The organism is Burkholderia sp. b14, assembly GCF_900156195.1.
Lineage (GTDB): Bacteria > Pseudomonadota > Gammaproteobacteria > Burkholderiales > Burkholderiaceae > Mycetohabitans.
Genome location: NZ_FTPJ01000003.1, coordinates 1,969,844 through 1,986,906 on the forward strand (window position 1 = coordinate 1,969,844; position 17,063 = coordinate 1,986,906).

The 17,063-nt window shown below is 59.5% G+C and carries 30 protein-coding genes; all 30 read left to right on the forward strand.

Annotated elements, in window-relative coordinates:
• Window positions 1-98: 98 nt before the first annotated feature.
• The 30 genes from rpsL (at window position 99) to rpsK (ending at window position 16,956) form a co-directional block, all read left to right on the forward strand.
• On the forward strand, window positions 99-479 hold the full coding sequence (gene rpsL / locus B0B13_RS13515) for a 30S ribosomal protein S12 (protein ID WP_041754145.1): 381 nt from the start codon (window positions 99-101) through the stop codon (window positions 477-479).
• Window positions 480-642: 163 nt separating this feature from the next.
• Entirely contained in the window at window positions 643-1,113 is a 471-nt protein-coding gene (gene rpsG / locus B0B13_RS13520; RefSeq protein ID WP_013434778.1) for a 30S ribosomal protein S7, read from the forward strand.
• 132 nt (window positions 1,114-1,245) lie between these two features.
• Window positions 1,246-3,348: an elongation factor G gene (gene fusA, locus B0B13_RS13525; protein ID WP_076785646.1), complete on the forward strand. Its 2,103-nt coding sequence runs from the start codon at window positions 1,246-1,248 to the stop codon at window positions 3,346-3,348.
• Between the two features lie 46 nt (window positions 3,349-3,394).
• Window positions 3,395-4,585 (forward strand): elongation factor Tu, encoded by a 1,191-nt coding sequence (gene tuf / locus B0B13_RS13530; RefSeq protein WP_076785645.1) that lies wholly within the window; start codon window positions 3,395-3,397, stop codon window positions 4,583-4,585.
• 128 nt (window positions 4,586-4,713) lie between these two features.
• The gene (gene rpsJ / locus B0B13_RS13535; RefSeq protein ID WP_013434780.1) at window positions 4,714-5,025 is read left to right on the forward strand and encodes a 30S ribosomal protein S10; all 312 of its coding nucleotides are present in this window, start codon (window positions 4,714-4,716) and stop codon (window positions 5,023-5,025) included.
• 207 nt (window positions 5,026-5,232) lie between these two features.
• A complete protein-coding gene (gene rplC / locus B0B13_RS13540) occupies window positions 5,233-5,889 on the forward strand; it encodes a 50S ribosomal protein L3 (protein ID WP_076787490.1) in 657 nt (218 codons plus the stop codon).
• A 2-nt stretch (window positions 5,890-5,891) separates the two neighbouring features.
• Window positions 5,892-6,512, forward strand: coding sequence for a 50S ribosomal protein L4 (gene rplD / locus B0B13_RS13545; RefSeq protein WP_076785644.1), 621 nt, complete (start codon window positions 5,892-5,894; stop codon window positions 6,510-6,512).
• Complete coding sequence (gene rplW, locus B0B13_RS13550; protein WP_076785643.1) at window positions 6,509-6,823, forward strand: 50S ribosomal protein L23; 315 nt, start codon at window positions 6,509-6,511, stop codon at window positions 6,821-6,823. The genes rplD and rplW overlap by 4 nt, the downstream gene beginning before the upstream one ends.
• A 2-nt stretch (window positions 6,824-6,825) precedes the next feature.
• Complete coding sequence (gene rplB / locus B0B13_RS13555) at window positions 6,826-7,653, forward strand: 50S ribosomal protein L2 (RefSeq protein WP_076796830.1); 828 nt, start codon at window positions 6,826-6,828, stop codon at window positions 7,651-7,653.
• Window positions 7,654-7,663: 10 nt separating this feature from the next.
• Window positions 7,664-7,939 carry a 30S ribosomal protein S19 gene (rpsS, locus tag B0B13_RS13560; RefSeq protein WP_076785641.1) on the forward strand — a complete coding sequence of 92 codons (276 nt, stop codon included), beginning with the start codon at window positions 7,664-7,666 and terminating at the stop codon, window positions 7,937-7,939.
• A gap of 12 nt (window positions 7,940-7,951) precedes the next feature.
• Entirely contained in the window at window positions 7,952-8,281 is a 330-nt protein-coding gene (gene rplV / locus B0B13_RS13565; protein ID WP_076785640.1) for a 50S ribosomal protein L22, read from the forward strand.
• An 11-nt stretch (window positions 8,282-8,292) separates the two neighbouring features.
• Window positions 8,293-9,096, forward strand: coding sequence for a 30S ribosomal protein S3 (rpsC, locus tag B0B13_RS13570; RefSeq protein WP_076785639.1), 804 nt, complete (start codon window positions 8,293-8,295; stop codon window positions 9,094-9,096).
• 2 nt (window positions 9,097-9,098) lie between these two features.
• Complete coding sequence (gene rplP, locus B0B13_RS13575; protein ID WP_076785638.1) at window positions 9,099-9,515, forward strand: 50S ribosomal protein L16; 417 nt, start codon at window positions 9,099-9,101, stop codon at window positions 9,513-9,515.
• Between the two features lie 11 nt (window positions 9,516-9,526).
• Window positions 9,527-9,721, forward strand: a complete 195-nt coding sequence (gene rpmC / locus B0B13_RS13580) for a 50S ribosomal protein L29 (protein ID WP_013434789.1) — start codon at window positions 9,527-9,529, stop codon at window positions 9,719-9,721.
• The gene (gene rpsQ / locus B0B13_RS13585; RefSeq protein WP_076785637.1) at window positions 9,718-9,990 is read left to right on the forward strand and encodes a 30S ribosomal protein S17; all 273 of its coding nucleotides are present in this window, start codon (window positions 9,718-9,720) and stop codon (window positions 9,988-9,990) included. Before rpmC ends, rpsQ begins: the two co-directional genes overlap by 4 nt.
• A gap of 298 nt (window positions 9,991-10,288) precedes the next feature.
• Window positions 10,289-10,657 (forward strand): 50S ribosomal protein L14, encoded by a 369-nt coding sequence (rplN, locus tag B0B13_RS13590; RefSeq protein ID WP_013434792.1) that lies wholly within the window; start codon window positions 10,289-10,291, stop codon window positions 10,655-10,657.
• 10 nt (window positions 10,658-10,667) lie between these two features.
• Entirely contained in the window at window positions 10,668-10,976 is a 309-nt protein-coding gene (gene rplX, locus B0B13_RS13595; protein WP_013434793.1) for a 50S ribosomal protein L24, read from the forward strand.
• Window positions 10,977-10,990: 14 nt separating this feature from the next.
• Window positions 10,991-11,530: a 50S ribosomal protein L5 gene (gene rplE / locus B0B13_RS13600; protein ID WP_076785636.1), complete on the forward strand. Its 540-nt coding sequence runs from the start codon at window positions 10,991-10,993 to the stop codon at window positions 11,528-11,530.
• A gap of 7 nt (window positions 11,531-11,537) precedes the next feature.
• A complete protein-coding gene (rpsN, locus tag B0B13_RS13605) occupies window positions 11,538-11,843 on the forward strand; it encodes a 30S ribosomal protein S14 (RefSeq protein WP_013434795.1) in 306 nt (101 codons plus the stop codon).
• A gap of 12 nt (window positions 11,844-11,855) precedes the next feature.
• Complete coding sequence (gene rpsH, locus B0B13_RS13610) at window positions 11,856-12,251, forward strand: 30S ribosomal protein S8 (protein WP_076785635.1); 396 nt, start codon at window positions 11,856-11,858, stop codon at window positions 12,249-12,251.
• A 21-nt stretch (window positions 12,252-12,272) separates the two neighbouring features.
• Window positions 12,273-12,806: a 50S ribosomal protein L6 gene (gene rplF / locus B0B13_RS13615; RefSeq protein ID WP_076785634.1), complete on the forward strand. Its 534-nt coding sequence runs from the start codon at window positions 12,273-12,275 to the stop codon at window positions 12,804-12,806.
• Window positions 12,807-12,818: 12 nt separating this feature from the next.
• Window positions 12,819-13,184, forward strand: coding sequence for a 50S ribosomal protein L18 (rplR, locus tag B0B13_RS13620; protein WP_013434799.1), 366 nt, complete (start codon window positions 12,819-12,821; stop codon window positions 13,182-13,184).
• 15 nt (window positions 13,185-13,199) lie between these two features.
• Window positions 13,200-13,718 carry a 30S ribosomal protein S5 gene (gene rpsE / locus B0B13_RS13625; protein ID WP_076785633.1) on the forward strand — a complete coding sequence of 173 codons (519 nt, stop codon included), beginning with the start codon at window positions 13,200-13,202 and terminating at the stop codon, window positions 13,716-13,718.
• Window positions 13,719-13,733: 15 nt separating this feature from the next.
• The gene (rpmD, locus tag B0B13_RS13630) at window positions 13,734-13,916 is read left to right on the forward strand and encodes a 50S ribosomal protein L30 (protein ID WP_041753260.1); all 183 of its coding nucleotides are present in this window, start codon (window positions 13,734-13,736) and stop codon (window positions 13,914-13,916) included.
• A 26-nt stretch (window positions 13,917-13,942) separates the two neighbouring features.
• Window positions 13,943-14,377 carry a 50S ribosomal protein L15 gene (gene rplO, locus B0B13_RS13635; protein WP_076785632.1) on the forward strand — a complete coding sequence of 145 codons (435 nt, stop codon included), beginning with the start codon at window positions 13,943-13,945 and terminating at the stop codon, window positions 14,375-14,377.
• Between the two features lie 44 nt (window positions 14,378-14,421).
• Entirely contained in the window at window positions 14,422-15,756 is a 1,335-nt protein-coding gene (secY, locus tag B0B13_RS13640; RefSeq protein WP_076785631.1) for a preprotein translocase subunit SecY, read from the forward strand.
• A gap of 11 nt (window positions 15,757-15,767) precedes the next feature.
• A complete protein-coding gene (infA, locus tag B0B13_RS13645; protein ID WP_004521905.1) occupies window positions 15,768-15,986 on the forward strand; it encodes a translation initiation factor IF-1 in 219 nt (72 codons plus the stop codon).
• 20 nt (window positions 15,987-16,006) lie between these two features.
• Window positions 16,007-16,123: a 50S ribosomal protein L36 gene (gene rpmJ / locus B0B13_RS13650; protein ID WP_041754149.1), complete on the forward strand. Its 117-nt coding sequence runs from the start codon at window positions 16,007-16,009 to the stop codon at window positions 16,121-16,123.
• Window positions 16,124-16,157: 34 nt separating this feature from the next.
• Window positions 16,158-16,523, forward strand: a complete 366-nt coding sequence (rpsM, locus tag B0B13_RS13655) for a 30S ribosomal protein S13 (protein WP_076785630.1) — start codon at window positions 16,158-16,160, stop codon at window positions 16,521-16,523.
• A 28-nt stretch (window positions 16,524-16,551) separates the two neighbouring features.
• Complete coding sequence (rpsK, locus tag B0B13_RS13660) at window positions 16,552-16,956, forward strand: 30S ribosomal protein S11 (protein ID WP_076785629.1); 405 nt, start codon at window positions 16,552-16,554, stop codon at window positions 16,954-16,956.
• Window positions 16,957-17,063: the final 107 nt, after the last annotated feature.

Sequence of the window (17,063 nt, forward strand, 5' to 3'; positions counted from 1 at the left end):
ATTCCGGTGTCGGTTCATCGGGTGGCGTGCGTGCAGCCATTCAGGTTCGCTTGCCCGGGCCTGCGTCGTCCGGTTTTATCTATTTCCAGGAATCAACAATGCCAACCATCAATCAATTGGTTCGCAAAGGCCGCACTTCGGAGCATGTGAAGAGCAAGAGTCCGGCCTTGCAGGACTGTCCGCAGCGTCGCGGTGTGTGCACTCGTGTGTACACGACGACGCCAAAAAAGCCGAACTCGGCGCTTCGTAAGGTCGCGAAAGTTCGTTTGACGAACGGCTTCGAGGTCATCTCGTACATCGGTGGTGAAGGCCACAACCTGCAGGAGCACTCGGTCGTGCTGATTCGCGGTGGCCGGGTCAAGGACTTGCCGGGTGTGCGTTACCACATGGTGCGCGGCTCGCTCGACACGCAAGGCGTCAAGGACCGTAAGCAGGCTCGTTCGAAGTACGGTGCGAAGCGCGCCAAGGCGGGTAAGTAAGCTGCATCGCCCGTCGATGCAAAGGCGGTGGTGCCGGATCGATCGGTGCTATCGAGTAAGTGGTCACCCGGCCAAGCTGGTTAGTCGTGAGATGGATCGGGTTAGTTGGTGGCCGCGGGGTGGGGAAAGCAACCGCTCCAACTGAACAGTCAAAGGAACAGAAATGCCGCGTCGTCGCGAAGTCCCCAAGCGGGAAATATTGCCGGACCCGAAGTTCGGTAATGTTGATGTTGCAAAATTCATGAACGTACTGATGCTGTCGGGCAAGAAGTCAGTGGCCGAACGCATCGTGTACGGGGCTTTCGAGCAAATCCAGGGCAAGGCCGGCAAGGACCCCCTGGAAGTGTTCACTGTCGCGCTGAGCAACGTGAAGCCGGTGGTTGAAGTGAAAAGCCGCCGCGTTGGAGGTGCGAACTACCAGGTTCCGGTCGAAGTGCGCCCGTCGCGTCGTATGGCATTGGCGATGCGCTGGTTGCGTGAGGCCGCGAAAAAGCGTAGCGAGAAGTCGATGGCGCTGCGCCTGGCCGGTGAACTGCTCGAGGCCGCGGAAGGTCGGGGCGGCGCGATGAAGAAGCGCGACGAAGTGCACCGGATGGCGGAAGCGAACAGAGCTTTCTCGCATTTCCGTTTCTAACGGCCGTTTAGGCTGGAAAGCCTGGTAAACGGAGAAGGAAATTCCGGGCGGGTGCGCTTCCGAAGCGCCTCGCCCGTTTGTGTTAAGGCGCACCGCGGTTCTTCCGCTGCGCAATCCTCTTGAGAGATTAAAGTGGCTCGTAAGACTCCTATCGAGCGTTACCGTAATATCGGTATCAGCGCTCACATCGACGCCGGCAAAACGACGACGACCGAGCGCATCCTGTTTTACACCGGTGTGAACCACAAGATCGGCGAAGTGCACGATGGTGCCGCGACGATGGACTGGATGGAGCAGGAGCAGGAACGTGGCATCACGATCACGTCCGCTGCGACGACGGCGTTCTGGAAAGGCATGGGTAACAACTACCCGGAACACCGCATCAACATCATCGACACGCCGGGACACGTGGACTTCACGATTGAGGTTGAGCGCTCGATGCGCGTGCTCGATGGCGCGTGCATGGTGTACTGCGCGGTCGGCGGCGTGCAGCCGCAGTCGGAAACCGTGTGGCGCCAGGCCAATAAGTACAAGGTGCCGCGGCTCGCGTTTGTGAACAAGATGGACCGTACCGGCGCAAACTTCTTCAAGGTGTACGACCAGTTGAAGACGCGCCTGAAGGCTAACCCGGTGCCGATCGTCGTGCCGATCGGTGCGGAGGAGTCGTTCAGGGGTGTCGTCGACCTATTGAAGATGAAGGCGATCATTTGGGACGACGCGTCGCAAGGAACGAAGTTCGAATATGCCGATATTCCGGCTGAACTCGTGGACACGTGTAACGAGTGGCGCGAGAAAATGATCGAGTCGGCGGCTGAGGCGAGCGAGACGCTGATGGAAAAGTATCTCGGTGGCGACGCGCTGACTGAAGCTGAGATCGTCAAGGCGCTGCGCGATCGTACGATCGCTTGCGAAATTCAGCCGATGTTGTGCGGGACCGCGTTTAAGAACAAGGGTGTGCAACGCATGCTGGACGCGGTGATCGACTTCCTGCCGTCGCCGGTCGACATTCCGCCAGTCAAGGGGGAGACCGAGAGTGGTGAGGATGCAGAGCGCAACGCATCCGACGACGAGAAATTCTCGGCGCTCGCGTTCAAGATCATGACGGACCCGTTCGTTGGCCAATTGATTTTCTTCCGCGTGTATTCGGGCGTCGTCAATTCTGGCGATACCGTGCTGAATTCGACGAAGGGCAAGAAGGAGCGCGTCGGACGGATTCTGCAAATGCACGCGAACCAGCGCGAGGAAATCAAAGAAGTGCGCGCTGGCGACATTGCCGCTGCGGTCGGCCTGAAGGAGGCGACCACCGGTGACACGCTGTGCGATCCGGCCAACCCGATCGTGCTTGAACGTATGGTGTTCCCGGAGCCGGTGATTTCGCAGGCCGTCGAGCCGAAGACGAAGGCCGACCAGGAAAAGATGGGCATCGCGCTGAACCGTCTGGCGCAGGAGGATCCGTCGTTCCGCGTCAAGACCGACGAGGAATCGGGCCAGACGATCATCTCGGGCATGGGCGAATTGCACCTGGAAATCCTGGTCGATCGGATGAGGCGCGAATTCAACGTCGAGGCGACGGTCGGCAAGCCGCAGGTTGCGTACCGCGAAACGATCCGCAGCTCGGCGGCGGACGTCGAAGGCAAGTTCGTCAAGCAGTCCGGCGGTCGCGGCCAATACGGCCATGCGGTGATCACGCTGGAGCCGAACGAGCAAGGCAAGGGCTATGAATTCCTTGACGAGATCAAGGGCGGCGTGATTCCGCGCGAGTACATCCCCGCGGTCGATAAGGGTATCCAGGAAACGCTCAAGAGCGGTGTGCTGGCCGGTTTCCCGGTCGTCGACGTGAAGGTGCACCTGACGTTCGGTTCGTACCACGACGTGGACTCGAACGAAAACGCGTTCCGGATGGCCGGCTCGATGGCGTTCAAGGAAGCGATGCGCCGGGCGAATCCGGTGATTCTCGAGCCGATGATGGCCGTCGAAGTCGAAACGCCGGAAGAGTACATGGGCAATGTGATGGGCGACCTGTCAGGTCGTCGCGGCATCGTGCAGGGCATGGAAGACATGGTCGGCGGCGGCAAGATCGTCCGTGCGGAAGTGCCGATGTCGGAAATGTTCGGCTATTCGACGTCGCTGCGCTCGCTGACGCAAGGCCGTGCGACCTACACGATGGAGTTCAAGCACTATGCCGAGGCTCCGCGTAACGTGGCTGATGCGATCATCAACGCGAAAGCGAAGTGATCGGTCGGCAAACTCATTCACGAACCACTATTGAAAGAAGAGAAACATGGCTAAAGGTAAATTTGAACGGACCAAGCCGCACGTGAACGTGGGCACGATCGGTCACGTTGACCATGGCAAGACCACGCTGACGGCGGCGATTGCGACGGTGCTGTCGTCGAAGTTTGGCGGCGAAGCGAAGAAGTACGACGAGATTGACGCGGCGCCGGAAGAGAAGGCCCGTGGCATCACGATCAACACGGCGCACATCGAGTACGAGACAGAGCAGCGTCACTATGCGCACGTGGACTGCCCGGGTCACGCGGACTACGTGAAGAACATGATCACGGGTGCGGCGCAGATGGACGGCGCAATCTTGGTGGTGTCGGCCGCAGACGGCCCGATGCCGCAAACGCGTGAGCACATTCTGCTGGCGCGTCAGGTGGGCGTGCCGTACATCATCGTGTTCCTGAATAAGTGCGACATGGTGGACGACGCAGAGCTGCTCGAGCTGGTGGAAATGGAAGTGCGCGAGCTGCTGTCCAAGTACGAGTTCCCGGGCGACGACACGCCGATCATCAAGGGCTCGGCGAAGCTGGCGCTGGAAGGGGATAAGGGCGAGTTGGGCGAGGCGGCGATCCTGAGTCTGGCCGATGCGCTGGACACGTACATTCCGACGCCCGAGCGTGCGGTGGATGGCACGTTCCTGATGCCGGTGGAAGACGTGTTCTCAATCTCGGGTCGTGGCACGGTGGTCACCGGGCGCGTGGAGCGCGGGGTGATCAAGGTCGGCGAGGAAATCGAGATTGTGGGCATCCGTGACACGACGAAGACGACGTGCACGGGCGTGGAGATGTTCCGCAAGCTGTTGGACCAGGGCCAGGCCGGGGACAACGTGGGTATTCTGCTGCGTGGCACTAAGCGCGAGGATGTGGAGCGTGGTCAAGTGCTGGCCAAGCCGGGCACGATCACGCCGCACACGCACTTCACGGCGGAAGTGTACGTGCTGAGCAAGGATGAGGGCGGGCGCCACACGCCGTTCTTCAACAACTACCGGCCGCAGTTCTACTTCCGCACGACGGACGTGACCGGCTCGATCGAGTTGCCCAAGGACAAGGAAATGGTGATGCCGGGTGACAATGTGTCGATCACGGTCAAGTTGATCGCGCCGATCGCGATGGAAGAAGGCCTGCGCTTTGCGATCCGCGAAGGCGGCCGTACCGTCGGCGCCGGTGTCGTCGCCAAAATCATCGAGTAAAATCGCTGGTTTGCTGTAGCGGTACATTGTAGTGTCCGGAGCGGGCTGCCCGTTTCTCGATTGGGGGCCTGCTTCACGTTCTTTGGTTATGGCGATGCCATATCGCCTCGCTCTTTACAGGAAATGTCATGCAAAAGCAGAAAATCCGTATCCGCCTGAAAGCTTTCGACTACAAGCTGGTCGATCAATCAGCGCGGCAGATTTTCGAGACGGTACAGCGCACCGGCGCGATCCTCGTCGGCCCGATCCCGCTGCCGCGGCGCATCCAGCGCTTTGACATCCTGCGTTCGCCGCACGTAAATAAGACGTCGCGCGATCAGCTGGAAATCCGCACGCACTTGCGTCTGCTGGACATCGTCGATCCGACCGACAAGACCGTGGATGCGCTAATGAAGCTCGACTTGCCGGCGGGCGTTGACGTCGAAATCAAGCTGCAGTAACGCGGCTTGACGGCGCGCCCTGCATGGCGATGGCATGGTGCGCCTAAGTCATTGATTGCTTGCAAAAAACGAAAAGCCTTGCTACAATGCTAGGCTTTTCGCGTATTTGCGTTAAAAAGCCGTGTGACAGGTTGGCATCAGTCTCTTCCTGTTCGCCGGTGTTTCGTAATCAGCCCTGACCAATCGCAGTCGGGAATGGAGAAAACGATGAGCCTTGGACTCGTAGGTCGCAAGGTTGGAATGACCCGTATTTTTACGGCTGACGGTGATTCGATTCCCGTAACCGTGCTAGACGTGTCGGACAACCGCGTGACGCAGATCAAGACCGTTGAAACGGACGGTTATACGGCCGTGCAGGTTACTTTCGGCGAGCGTCGCGCGTCGCGTGTGACCAAGCCGCTGGCTGGTCATCTCGCCAAAGCCGGTGTTCAGGCCGGCGAAATCCTGAAGGAATTCCGCATCGAAACTGACAAGGCGGTCGAGCTGTCGCCGGGCGCGGTGATCGGTGCCGATTTGTTCGAAGTGGGTCAGAAGGTCGACGTGCAGGGCGTGTCCATCGGTAAGGGTTATGCCGGTACGATCAAGCGCTATAACTTCGGTTCGGGCCGCGCGTCGCACGGTAACTCGCGTTCGCACAACGTGCCGGGCTCGATCGGTATGGCGCAGGATCCGGGTCGTGTGTTCCCGGGTAAGCGCATGACCGGCCACCTCGGTGATGTGAAGACCACCACGCAGAATCTCGAGATCGCACGTATCGACGCGGAGCGCAAGCTTATCCTCGTCAAGGGTGCGGTGCCGGGCGCCAAGGGCGGCAAAGTTTTTGTGACGCCGGCCGTTAAGGCTCGCGCGAAGAAGGGGGCGTGACAATGGAATTGAAGCTCCTGAACGACCAAGGTCAGGAAAGCGCGGGTGTGAACGCGTCGGACGTCGTGTTCGGCCGTGACTACAATGAAGCGCTGATTCACCAGATCGTCGTCGCGTACCAGGCGAACGCGCGCAGCGGTAACCGCGCGCAGAAGGATCGCGAACAAGTTAAGCACACGACGAAGAAGCCGTGGCGCCAGAAGGGCACGGGTCGCGCCCGCGCCGGTATGTCGTCGAGCCCACTGTGGCGCGGCGGTGGCCGTATCTTCCCGAACTCGCCGGAAGAAAATTTCGGCCAGAAGGTCAATAAGAAGATGTTCCGCGCTGGCGTCTGTTCGATCCTGTCGCAGCTCGCTCGCGAAGGCCGGCTGTCGGTCGTTGACGACATCAAGCTCGAGGCGCCGAAGACCAAGCTGCTGGCGGCCAAGTTCAAGGCCATGGGGCTCGAGTCGGTGCTCGTGATTACCGATACCGTTGACGAGAACCTGTACCTCGCGTCGCGCAACCTGCCGCATGTGGCGGTTGTCGAGCCGCGTTATGCCGACCCGTTGTCGCTGATCTACTTCAAGAAAGTGCTGGTCACGAAAGCTGCGGTCGCCCAGATCGAGGAGTTGCTGTCATGAGCGAAATGCGCAAGAACGATCATCGTTTGATGCAGGTTCTGCTCGCGCCGGTGATCTCTGAGAAGGCGACGCTGGTGGCTGACAAGAACGAGCAAGTCGTATTCGACATTGCGCCGGACGCCACGAAGCAGGAAGTCAAGGCGGCAGTCGAATTGTTGTTCAAGGTCGAAGTGGATTCGGTCAACGTGCTGAACGTGAAGGGCAAAGCCAAGCGCTTTGGCCGTTTCATGGGCCGCCGCAAGGACGTACGCAAGGCGTACGTGAACCTGAAGCCGGGCCAAGAAATCAATTTTGAAGCGGAGGCCAAGTAATCATGGCACTCGTTAAGCTCAAGCCGACTTCGCCTGGCCGTCGTGCGATGGTGAAGGTGGTCAACAAGGAACTGCACAAGGGCAAGCCGTACGCGGCGCTGCTTGATAAGCAAAGCTCCACGGCTGGCCGCAACAATAATGGTCATATCACGACGCGCCACAAGGGCGGCGGTCACAAGCATCACTATCGCGTGGTTGATTTCCGCCGCAACAAGGACGGTATCCCGGCGAAGGTTGAGCGTCTCGAATACGACCCGAACCGTAGCGCGAACATTGCCCTGCTGTGCTATGCCGACGGCGAGCGCCGTTACATTATCGCGCCGAAGGGCGTAATGGTTGGCGCGCAACTGTTGTCGGGCTCGGAAGCGCCGATTCGTGCAGGCAATACGCTGCCGATCCGCAATATTCCGGTGGGTACGACCATTCACTGTATTGAAATGCTGCCGGGCAAGGGGGCGCAAATCGCGCGCTCGGCCGGTGCGTCGGCGATGCTGCTGGCTCGCGAGGGCACGTATGCTCAGGTCCGCCTGCGCTCGGGTGAAATCCGCCGCGTGCATATCGAATGCCGTGCAACGATCGGTGAAGTCGGCAACGAGGAACACAGCCTGCGCCAGATCGGCAAGGCTGGTGCGAATCGTTGGCGCGGTATCCGTCCGACGGTCCGCGGCGTTGCAATGAACCCGATCGACCACCCGCACGGTGGCGGTGAGGGTCGTACGGCGGCGGGTCGCGATCCGGTGAGCCCGTGGGGTACGCCGACGAAGGGCTTCCGCACGCGTCGCAACAAGCGCACGACGACGATGATCGTCCAGCGCCGTCACAAGCGTTAAGGAGTAGGCAATGGCACGTTCTGTTAAAAAAGGTCCGTTCTGCGACGCCCATTTGCTGAAGAAGGTTGAGGCGGCTGCAGCTTCGCGTGACAAGAAGCCGATCAAGACCTGGTCGCGTCGTTCGACGATCCTGCCGGATTTCATCGGCTTGACGATCGCCGTGCACAACGGCCGTCAGCATGTTCCGGTGTATGTGTCGGAAAACATGGTCGGCCACAAGCTCGGCGAATTCGCGTTGACCCGTACGTTCAAGGGACACGTGGCCGACAAAAAGGCCAGGAAATAAGGGGCAATCAAGATGGAAGTGAAAGCAATTCATCGCGGTGCCCGCATTTCGGCGCAGAAGACGCGCCTTGTGGCTGACCAGATTCGCGGTTTGCCGGTCGACAAGGCGCTGAACATTCTGACGTTCTCGCCGAAGAAGGCAGCGGGTCTCGTCAAGAAGGTGGTGCTGTCGGCGATCGCGAACGCGGAGCACAATGAAGGCGCGGATATCGACGAGCTGAAGATCAAGACGATCTACGTCGACAAGGCGGCCTCGCTGAAGCGTTTCACCGCGCGTGCGAAGGGCCGCGGTAACCGCATTGAGAAGCAATCCTGTCACATCACTGTGACGGTCGGGAATTAAGGGGTCACACGATGGGACAAAAAATTCATCCGACTGGCTTTCGTCTGGCCGTCAGCCGTAACTGGGCGTCGCGTTGGTACGCGAACAATACCCAGTTTGCGGGGATGCTGAAGGAAGACATCGGCGTTCGCGAATACCTGAAGAAGAAGCTGAAGAACGCGTCGGTGAGCCGCGTTGTGATCGAGCGTCCTGCAAAGAACGCGCGTCTGACGATCTTCAGCTCGCGTCCGGGCGTTGTGATCGGCAAGAAGGGTGAGGATATCGAGTTGTTGAAGACCGAACTGCAGCGCCGCATGGGCGTGCCGGTTCACGTCAACATCGAAGAAGTCCGTAAGCCAGAAACCGATGCGCAACTGATCGCCGATTCGATCACACAGCAACTTGAGCGCCGGATCATGTTCCGTCGCGCAATGAAGCGTGCGATGCAAAATGCGATGCGTCTGGGTGCGCAGGGCATCAAGATCATGAGTGCGGGTCGTCTGAACGGCATCGAAATCGCACGGACCGAATGGTACCGTGAAGGCCGTGTGCCGCTGCATACGCTGCGCGCCGACATCGACTATGCGACGTCGGAAGCGAAGACGACGTACGGCATCATCGGCGTCAAGGTGTGGGTCTACAAAGGCGATACGCTCGGCCGCAACGATCTGCCGGTCGTCGAAGAGCCGACGGAAGACAAGCGTGGGCGCCGCAATGCCCGCCCGGGCGATCGTCGCCCGCGCCGTGATGGCGAAGGCGGCGCACCGGGCGCACGTCGGGGCGGTCCGCGCCGTAGTGGTGCCGGTGCTGGCGGCGACGCGAAGAGTGGAGAATAACCATGCTGCAACCGAAACGCAGAAAGTACCGCAAAGAGCAAAAGGGTCGTAATACGGGCGTCGCAACGCGTGGCAATGCGGTGTCGTTCGGTGAGTTTGGCCTGAAAGCGGTCGGGCGCGGCCGTTTGACCGCGCGCCAGATCGAAGCCGCGCGTCGAGCGATGACCCGTCACATCAAACGTGGCGGCCGCATCTGGATTCGCATCTTCCCGGACAAGCCGATTTCGCAAAAGCCGGCTGAAGTGCGGATGGGTAACGGTAAAGGTAACCCTGAGTACTACGTCGCCGAGATCCAGCCCGGCAAGATGCTGTACGAAATGGATGGCGTTAACGAAGAGCTGGCGCGTGAGGCGTTCCGTCTGGCAGCGGCGAAGTTGCCGCTGAAGACGATGTTCGTCGCCCGCCAGATCGGCGCCTAAGGAGTCAAGCGATGAAAGCTTCCGAACTTCGCGACAAGGATCAGGCCGCGCTCAACAAGGAGCTGTCGGACCTGCTGAAGGCCCAATTCGGTCTGCGCATGCAGCTCGCGACCCAACAGCTGCAGAACACCAGCCAGCTGAAGAAGGTCCGCCGCGACATCGCGCGTGTGCGTACCGTGTTGACTGAAAAGGCGAACCAGAAATGAACGATAGCGTTAAAACCTCGCTTAAGCGGACGCTGGTCGGCAAGGTCGTCAGCAATAAGATGAACAAGACCGTGACCGTGCTCGTCGAGCATCGCGTCAAACACCCGATCTACGGCAAGTACGTTGTGCGCTCGAAGAAGTACCACGCGCACGACGAGGCGAACACGTACAACGAGGGCGACCTCGTGGAGATCCAGGAAAATCGTCCGATTTCGAAGACGAAGGCCTGGACCGTGTCCCGCCTGGTTGAAGCGGCGCGCATCATCTGAACGAAGGCGGCGTGAGCCGCCGCAGTATCGCAATAAGTTGTTGCAAGTCCGGGATTATTTGATATAATCTCGGACTTCCCTCATATAAGGGATGCCCCGTCGCGGGTAAGTGGTGGGGCTAAGTTGGCCAGTGCGCGTGTGGGTGGCTGTCATCCGCGCCGCAGGATTCACCGATTGCGATGGCGGGTTTCGTCTGCCGTCGCTGCTGTTCTAACCCAAGCAGCCGATCGGCTGACGGGACCAAGACTGACCGGCCGCGCCATGGTGGCGTGCCGGATTAAGTTGGGAAAGATAAACCATGATCCAGACCGAAACTCGGCTTGAAGTAGCCGATAACACGGGTGCACGCGAAGTGTTGTGCATCAAGGTGCTCGGCGGCTCGAAGCGTCGTTACGCGAGCATTGGCGACATCATCAAGGTGAGCGTCAAGGAAGCCACGCCGCGTGGGCGCGTCAAGAAGGGCGAAATCTACAACGCCGTGGTGGTTCGCACCGCCAAGGGCGTGCGTCGTCAGGACGGCTCGCTGATCAAGTTCGACGGCAATGCCGCCGTGCTGCTGAACAACAAGCTTGAGCCGATCGGTACGCGCATTTTCGGGCCGGTCACGCGTGAATTGCGTAGCGAACGTTTCATGAAGATCGTTTCGCTCGCGCCGGAAGTGCTGTAAGGGAGTCGCGATGAACAAGATTCGCAAGGGTGACGAAATCATCGTCATCGCAGGCAAGGACAAGGGCAAGCGCGGCACCGTGCTGGCAGTTGCGGGCGATCGTGTGACGGTTGAAGGTATCAATCTCGTGAAGAAGCACGTGAAGCCGAACCCGATGAAGGGCACGACCGGCGGTGTGGAAAGCAAGTCGATGCCGTTGCACATCTCCAACGTTGCGTTGGTCGATGCGAACGGCCGTGCGTCGCGGGTGGGCATCAAGGTCGAGGAGGGCAAGAAGGTGCGCTTCCTAAAGACCACCGGTGCTGTGCTGAGCGCCTGAGTCGGGAGTCGAAAATGGCACGTTTGCAGCAGGTTTACAAAGAGAAGATTGTTCCCGAACTGACGCAAAAGTTCGGCTACAAGTCCGTCATGGAAGTGCCGCGCATCACCAAGATCACGCTGAACATGGGTCTGGGTGACGCGGTCGCTGACAAGAAGATCATTGACAACGCGGTGGGTGATCTGACGAAGATCGCCGGTCAGAAGCCGGTCGTGACGAAGGCGCGTAAGGCAATCGCGGGCTTCAAGATTCGCCAGGGCTATCCGATTGGCGCGATGGTCACACTGCGTGGTCGCGCGATGTATGAGTTCCTGGATCGCTTCGTGACAATCGCGTTGCCGCGAGTGCGCGATTTCCGCGGCATCTCGGGCCGGGCATTCGATGGCCGCGGCAACTACAACATCGGGGTAAAGGAGCAGATCATTTTCCCCGAAATCGATTACGACAAGATCGACGCGCTGCGTGGGCTGAATATCAGCATCACGACGACTGCGAAGACCGACGAAGAAGCGAAGGCACTGCTCGCCAGCTTCAAGTTCCCGTTCAGAAACTGAGGTTACCGTGGCTAAACTGGCACTGATCGAACGTGAAAAGAAGCGTGCTCGTCTCGCAGCGAAGTATGCGCCAAAGCGCGCGGCGCTGAAGGCGATCATTGACGATACGAGCAAGTCCGACGAAGAGCGCTACGAAGCGCGCCTGAAGCTGCAGCAACTGCCGCGCAACGCGAACCCGACCCGCAAGCGCAATCGCTGCGCGATCACCGGGCGTCCGCGTGGCACGTTCCGCAAATTTGGCTTGGCGCGCGGCAAGATTCGCGAAATCGCATTCCGCGGCGAGATTCCCGGCCTGACGAAGGCGAGCTGGTAAGGAGCAACATAAATGAGCATGAGTGATCCTATCGCCGATATGCTGACTCGCATCCGCAACGCGCAGATGGTCGAGAAGGCTGCGGTGACGATGCCCTCGTCGAAAGTGAAGGTCGCAATCGCGCAGGTTCTGAAGGACGAAGGCTACATCGACGACTTCGTCGTGAAGGCCCATGGCCCGAAGGCGGAACTGAACATTGCGTTGAAGTACCACGCCGGCCGGCCGGTCATCGAGCGTCTGGAACGCGTGTCCAAGCCTGGCCTTCGCGTGTATCGTGGTCGCAACGAGATCCCGCAGGTCATGAATGGCCTGGGCGTCGCTATCGTGTCCACGCCGAAGGGAGTGATGACCGATCGCAAAGCGCGCGCCACGGGTGTGGGCGGCGAAGTCATTTGCTACGTCGCGTAAAGCCCGACAGGAGAGTGAAACATGTCTCGAGTAGGTAAGAGCCCGATTCCTCTGCCCAACGGTGCTGAGGTGACGCTGGGCGAGTCGCAGATTACGCTAAAAGGGCCGTTGGGCACGATTTCTCAGGCACTGAACCCGCTTGTGAAGGTGATCAACGACAACGGCGAACTGAAGTTCCAACCGGTCGACGAGTCGCGCGAGGCAACCGCGCTGTCCGGCACGATGCGCGCACTCGTCGCGAACATGGTGAACGGCGTGACGAAGGGCTTCGAGCGCAAACTCACGCTGGTCGGCGTTGGTTACCGTGCGCAGGCGCAAGGCGACAAGTTGAATCTGTCGTTGGGCTTCTCGCATCCGGTCGTGCATCAAATGCCGGAAGGTGTGAAGGCGGAAACGCCGTCGCAAACGGAAATCGTCATCAAGGGGATCGACAAACAAAAAGTCGGCCAGGTAGCCGCGGAAGTGCGTGGCTACCGTCCGCCTGAGCCCTACAAGGGCAAGGGTGTGCGCTACGCCGACGAAGTCGTGATCCTCAAGGAAACGAAGAAGAAGTAAAGGTGCGCAATCATGGATAAGACTCAATCTCGCCTGCGCCGTGCTCGTCAAACGCGTATCAAGATCGCTGAGCTGCAGGTTGCGCGTCTGGCCGTGCACCGCACCAACCAGCACATCTACGCGCAGGTGTTCTCGCCGTGCGGTACGAAGGTGGTGGCGAGCGCATCGACCGTCGAGGTCGAAGTGCGCCAGCAACTGGCCGACAAGTCGGGCAAGGGCGGTAATGTTGCCGCGGCCCAGCTGATCGGCAAGCGTATCGCCGAGAAGGCCAAGGCTGCCGGTATTGAATCCGTCGCCTTCGACCGCTCGGGCTTCCGCTATCACGGTCGCGTCAAGGCGCTTGCCGATGCGGCGCGTGAAGCCGGGCTCAAGTTCTAAGGATAGGGATTCGTCATGGCAAAGATGCAAGCGAAGGTTCAGGCCGACGAACGCGACGACGGCCTGCGCGAAAAAATGATCTCGGTCAATCGTGTGACCAAGGTCGTGAAGGGTGGCCGGATTCTCGGTTTCGCCGCGCTGACGGTGGTCGGCGACGGTGATGGTCGGGTCGGCATGGGCAAAGGCAAGGCCAAGGAAGTGCCGGTTGCCGTCCAGAAGGCGATGGAACAGGCCCGCCGTAATATGTTCAAGGTACCGCTGAAGAACGGCACGCTGCAGCATGAGGCGCACGGCAAGCACGGCGCGTCGCAAGTGTTGCTCGCACCGGCTAAGCAGGGTACCGGCGTGATTGCCGGCGGCCCGATGCGCGCGGTGTTCGAGGTGATGGGCGTGACGAACGTCGTGGCGAAAAGCCACGGCTCGACGAACCCGTACAACCTCGTTCGTGCGACGCTCGACGGTCTGCGTCGCCAGTCCACGCCGGCCGATATCGCGGCCAAGCGCGGCAAGAGCGTCGAAGAAATTTTGGGTTAAGGCGGGGTGGTCACCATGTCTGGAAAAACTGTCAAGGTCCAGCTCGTCAAGAGCCTGATCGGTACCCGCGATACGCATCGCGCGACGGTGCGCGGCCTCGGCCTGCGTCGCCTGAACTCGGTTAGCGAATTGCAGGACACGCCGGCGGTGCGCGGCATGATCAACAAGGTCTCGTACCTCGTTAAGGTCATCGGCTAAGCGCGACACGAGCTTAAGGAGTGAATATGGAACTGAACAACCTGAAGCCGGCTGCAGGCTCTAAGCACGCAAAGCGTCGCGTCGGCCGTGGCATCGGCTCCGGCCTGGGCAAGACGGCGGGCCGTGGTCACAAAGGCCAGAAGTCGCGTTCGGGCGGCTTCCATAAGGTGGGCTTCGAAGGCGGCCAAATGCCGTTGCAACGCCGCTTGCCCAAGCGCGGGTTCACGTCACTGACGAAGGAGTTTGTTGGTGAAGTGCGCCTGGGCGACCTGGAAAAGCTGCCGGTCGACGAAATCGATCTGCTGGCGTTGAAGCAAGCGGGCCTCGTAGGCGAACTGATCAAGAGTGCGAAGATCATCGCGACCGGCGAGATCAAGCGCAAGGTCACGATCAAGGGGCTGGGCGCCACGAAGGGCGCGCGTGCTGCAATCGAAGCTGCGGGCGGTTCGTTGGGTGAGTAAGTTGTTGCAGACGCGGTCACTCGGATTTGCTACGGAGAAGGTTCTTGGCTAACAGCCCGACTTTCGCAAAGACTGGACGTGGTGGGCCGAAGTACGGTGATCTGCGTCGGCGGCTGGTTTTCCTGCTGCTGGCGTTGATCGTCTATCGAATCGGCGCGCATATCCCGGTGCCGGGAATCGATCCTGATCAACTGGCCAAGCTGTTCCAAAGCCAGTCTGGCGGCATCCTGGCCATGTTCAACATGTTCTCGGGTGGCGCGCTGTCGCGGTTCACGATATTTGCGTTGGGGATCATGCCGTATATCTCGGCATCGATCATCATGCAGCTGCTCGTGATCGTGTCCCCGCAGTTGGAAGCGCTGAAAAAGGAAGGACAGGCGGGCCAGCGCAAGATCACCCAGTACACGCGCTACTTCACGGTGGCGCTGGCGACGTTTCAGGCGTTCAGTATTGCGGTTGCGCTTGAGAATCAGCCGTACTTGGTGATCGATCCGGGCATGATGTTCCGGCTCACGACGGTGGTGACGCTGGTGACCGGCACGATGTTCCTGATGTGGCTCGGCGAGCAGATCACCGAGCGCGGCTTGGGCAACGGGATTTCGATCATTATCTTTGGCGGTATCGCGGCGGGTTTCCCGAACGCAATCGGTGGATTGTTCGAACTGGTGCGCACTGGATCGATGAGCATCATCTCGGCGATCATCATCGTCGTGCTGATTGCCGCGGTCACGTATCTGGTCGTGTTTATTGAACGGGGACAGCGCAAGATCCTTGTGAACTATGCGAAGCGCCAAGTCGGTAACAAGATCTATGGTGGTCAGTCGTCGCACCTGCCATTGAAGCTGAACATGTCGGGTGTGATTCCGCCGATTTTCGCGTCGTCGATTATCCTGCTGCCGGCGACGATCGCGAACTGGGTCAGCTCCGGCGCGAACATGCGTTGGCTGCATGATCTGGCGTCGACGTTGGCACCGGGGCAACCGGTGTACGTGATGTTGTACGCGTTGGCTATTGTTTTCTTCTGCTTCTTCTACACCGCGTTGGTGTTCAATAGCAAGGAAACGGCCGACAACTTGAAGAAAAGTGGTGCCTTTGTTCCGGGGATTCGCCCGGGCGAGCAGACCGCGCGTTACATCGACAAGATTCTCACCCGTCTGACGCTGGCCGGGGCGATCTATATCGTATTCGTGTGCCTCTTGCCCGAATTCCTGGTGCTGCGCTGGAACGTGCCGTTCTACTTCGGCGGCACTTCGCTGCTGATCATCGTTGTCGTGACGATGGACTTTATGGCGCAGGTGCAGTCGTACGTTATGTCGCAACAGTATGAATCGCTGCTCAAGAAAGCCAATTTCAAGGGCGGCAATCTCCCGATGCGTTGAGCACAAGGAATATGGCCAAAGACGATGTCATTCAGATGCAGGGCGAGGTCATTGAAAACCTCCCTAATGCAACATTCCGGGTCAAACTGGAAAACGGCCATGTCGTGTTGGGACATATCTCCGGAAAGATGCGGATGCACTATATCCGGATCCTCCCGGGCGACAAGGTGACGGTGGAATTGACGCCTTACGATCTGTCTCGTGCGCGGATCGTATTCCGGGCGAAGTGATTGAGAAAAAGGGTAATATCATGAAAGTGATGGCATCGGTTAAGTGCATTTGCCGCAATTGCAAAATCATCAAGCGCAAGGGCGTCGTGCGCGTCATTTGCAGCTCGGATCCGCGTCACAAGCAGCGCCAGGGCTAAGGCCACGCTTGCGCTTTTTGTTTGAGGAAAAACAATGGCTCGTATCGCAGGGGTTAACATCCCAGTTCACAAGCACACCGTGATCGGCCTTCAGGCGATTCTCGGTATTGGTGCCTCGCGCGCACGGTTGATCTGTGCGTCAGCTGGCGTGGACACTTCGAAGAAGGTCAAGGAACTGACTGACGCGGATCTCGAAAAGCTGCGCGATGAAGTCGCGAAGTTCGTCGTCGAGGGCGATTTGCGCCGTGAAGTGACGATGAACATCAAGCGCAAGATGGACATCGGTTGCTACGAAGGTGTCCGCCATCGCAAGGGTCTGCCGATGCGCGGTCAGCGCACGCGCACGAACGCCCGTACCCGTAAGGGTCCGCGTCGTGCAGCCCAAGCGCTGAAGAAGTAAGCGGAACTGACAGTTACAGGAAAACGTAATGGCTAAGGCTTCGAACAGCAGCGCGGCGCAACGCGTTCGCAAGAAGGTCAAGAAGAACGTCGCCGAGGGCGTAGTACACGTCCATGCGTCGTTCAATAACACGATCATCACGATCACGGACCGTCAGGGCAACGCACTGGCGTGGGCGACGTCGGGTGGTCAAGGGTTTAAGGGTTCGCGCAAGTCGACTCCGTTCGCTGCACAGGTTGCCGCCGAGTCGGCCGGCCGCGTCGCGTTGGAGTATGGCGTGAAGAATCTCGAGGTTCGGATCAAGGGTCCGGGCCCGGGGCGCGAATCGGCGGTTCGCGCGCTGCACGGCCTTGGCATCAAAATCACGGCGATTTCCGATGTGACGCCGGTGCCGCACAACGGATGCCGTCCGCCGAAGCGCCGCCGCATCTGATGCAAGCAAGCGTATTGGAGCCTGTTGCCGTGCACGGCAGCAGGCTTGCTGCATTGAATTTATCAACTAAGTCCACCGTTCGGCCCAAAGGGCGCGAACTAGCGCAG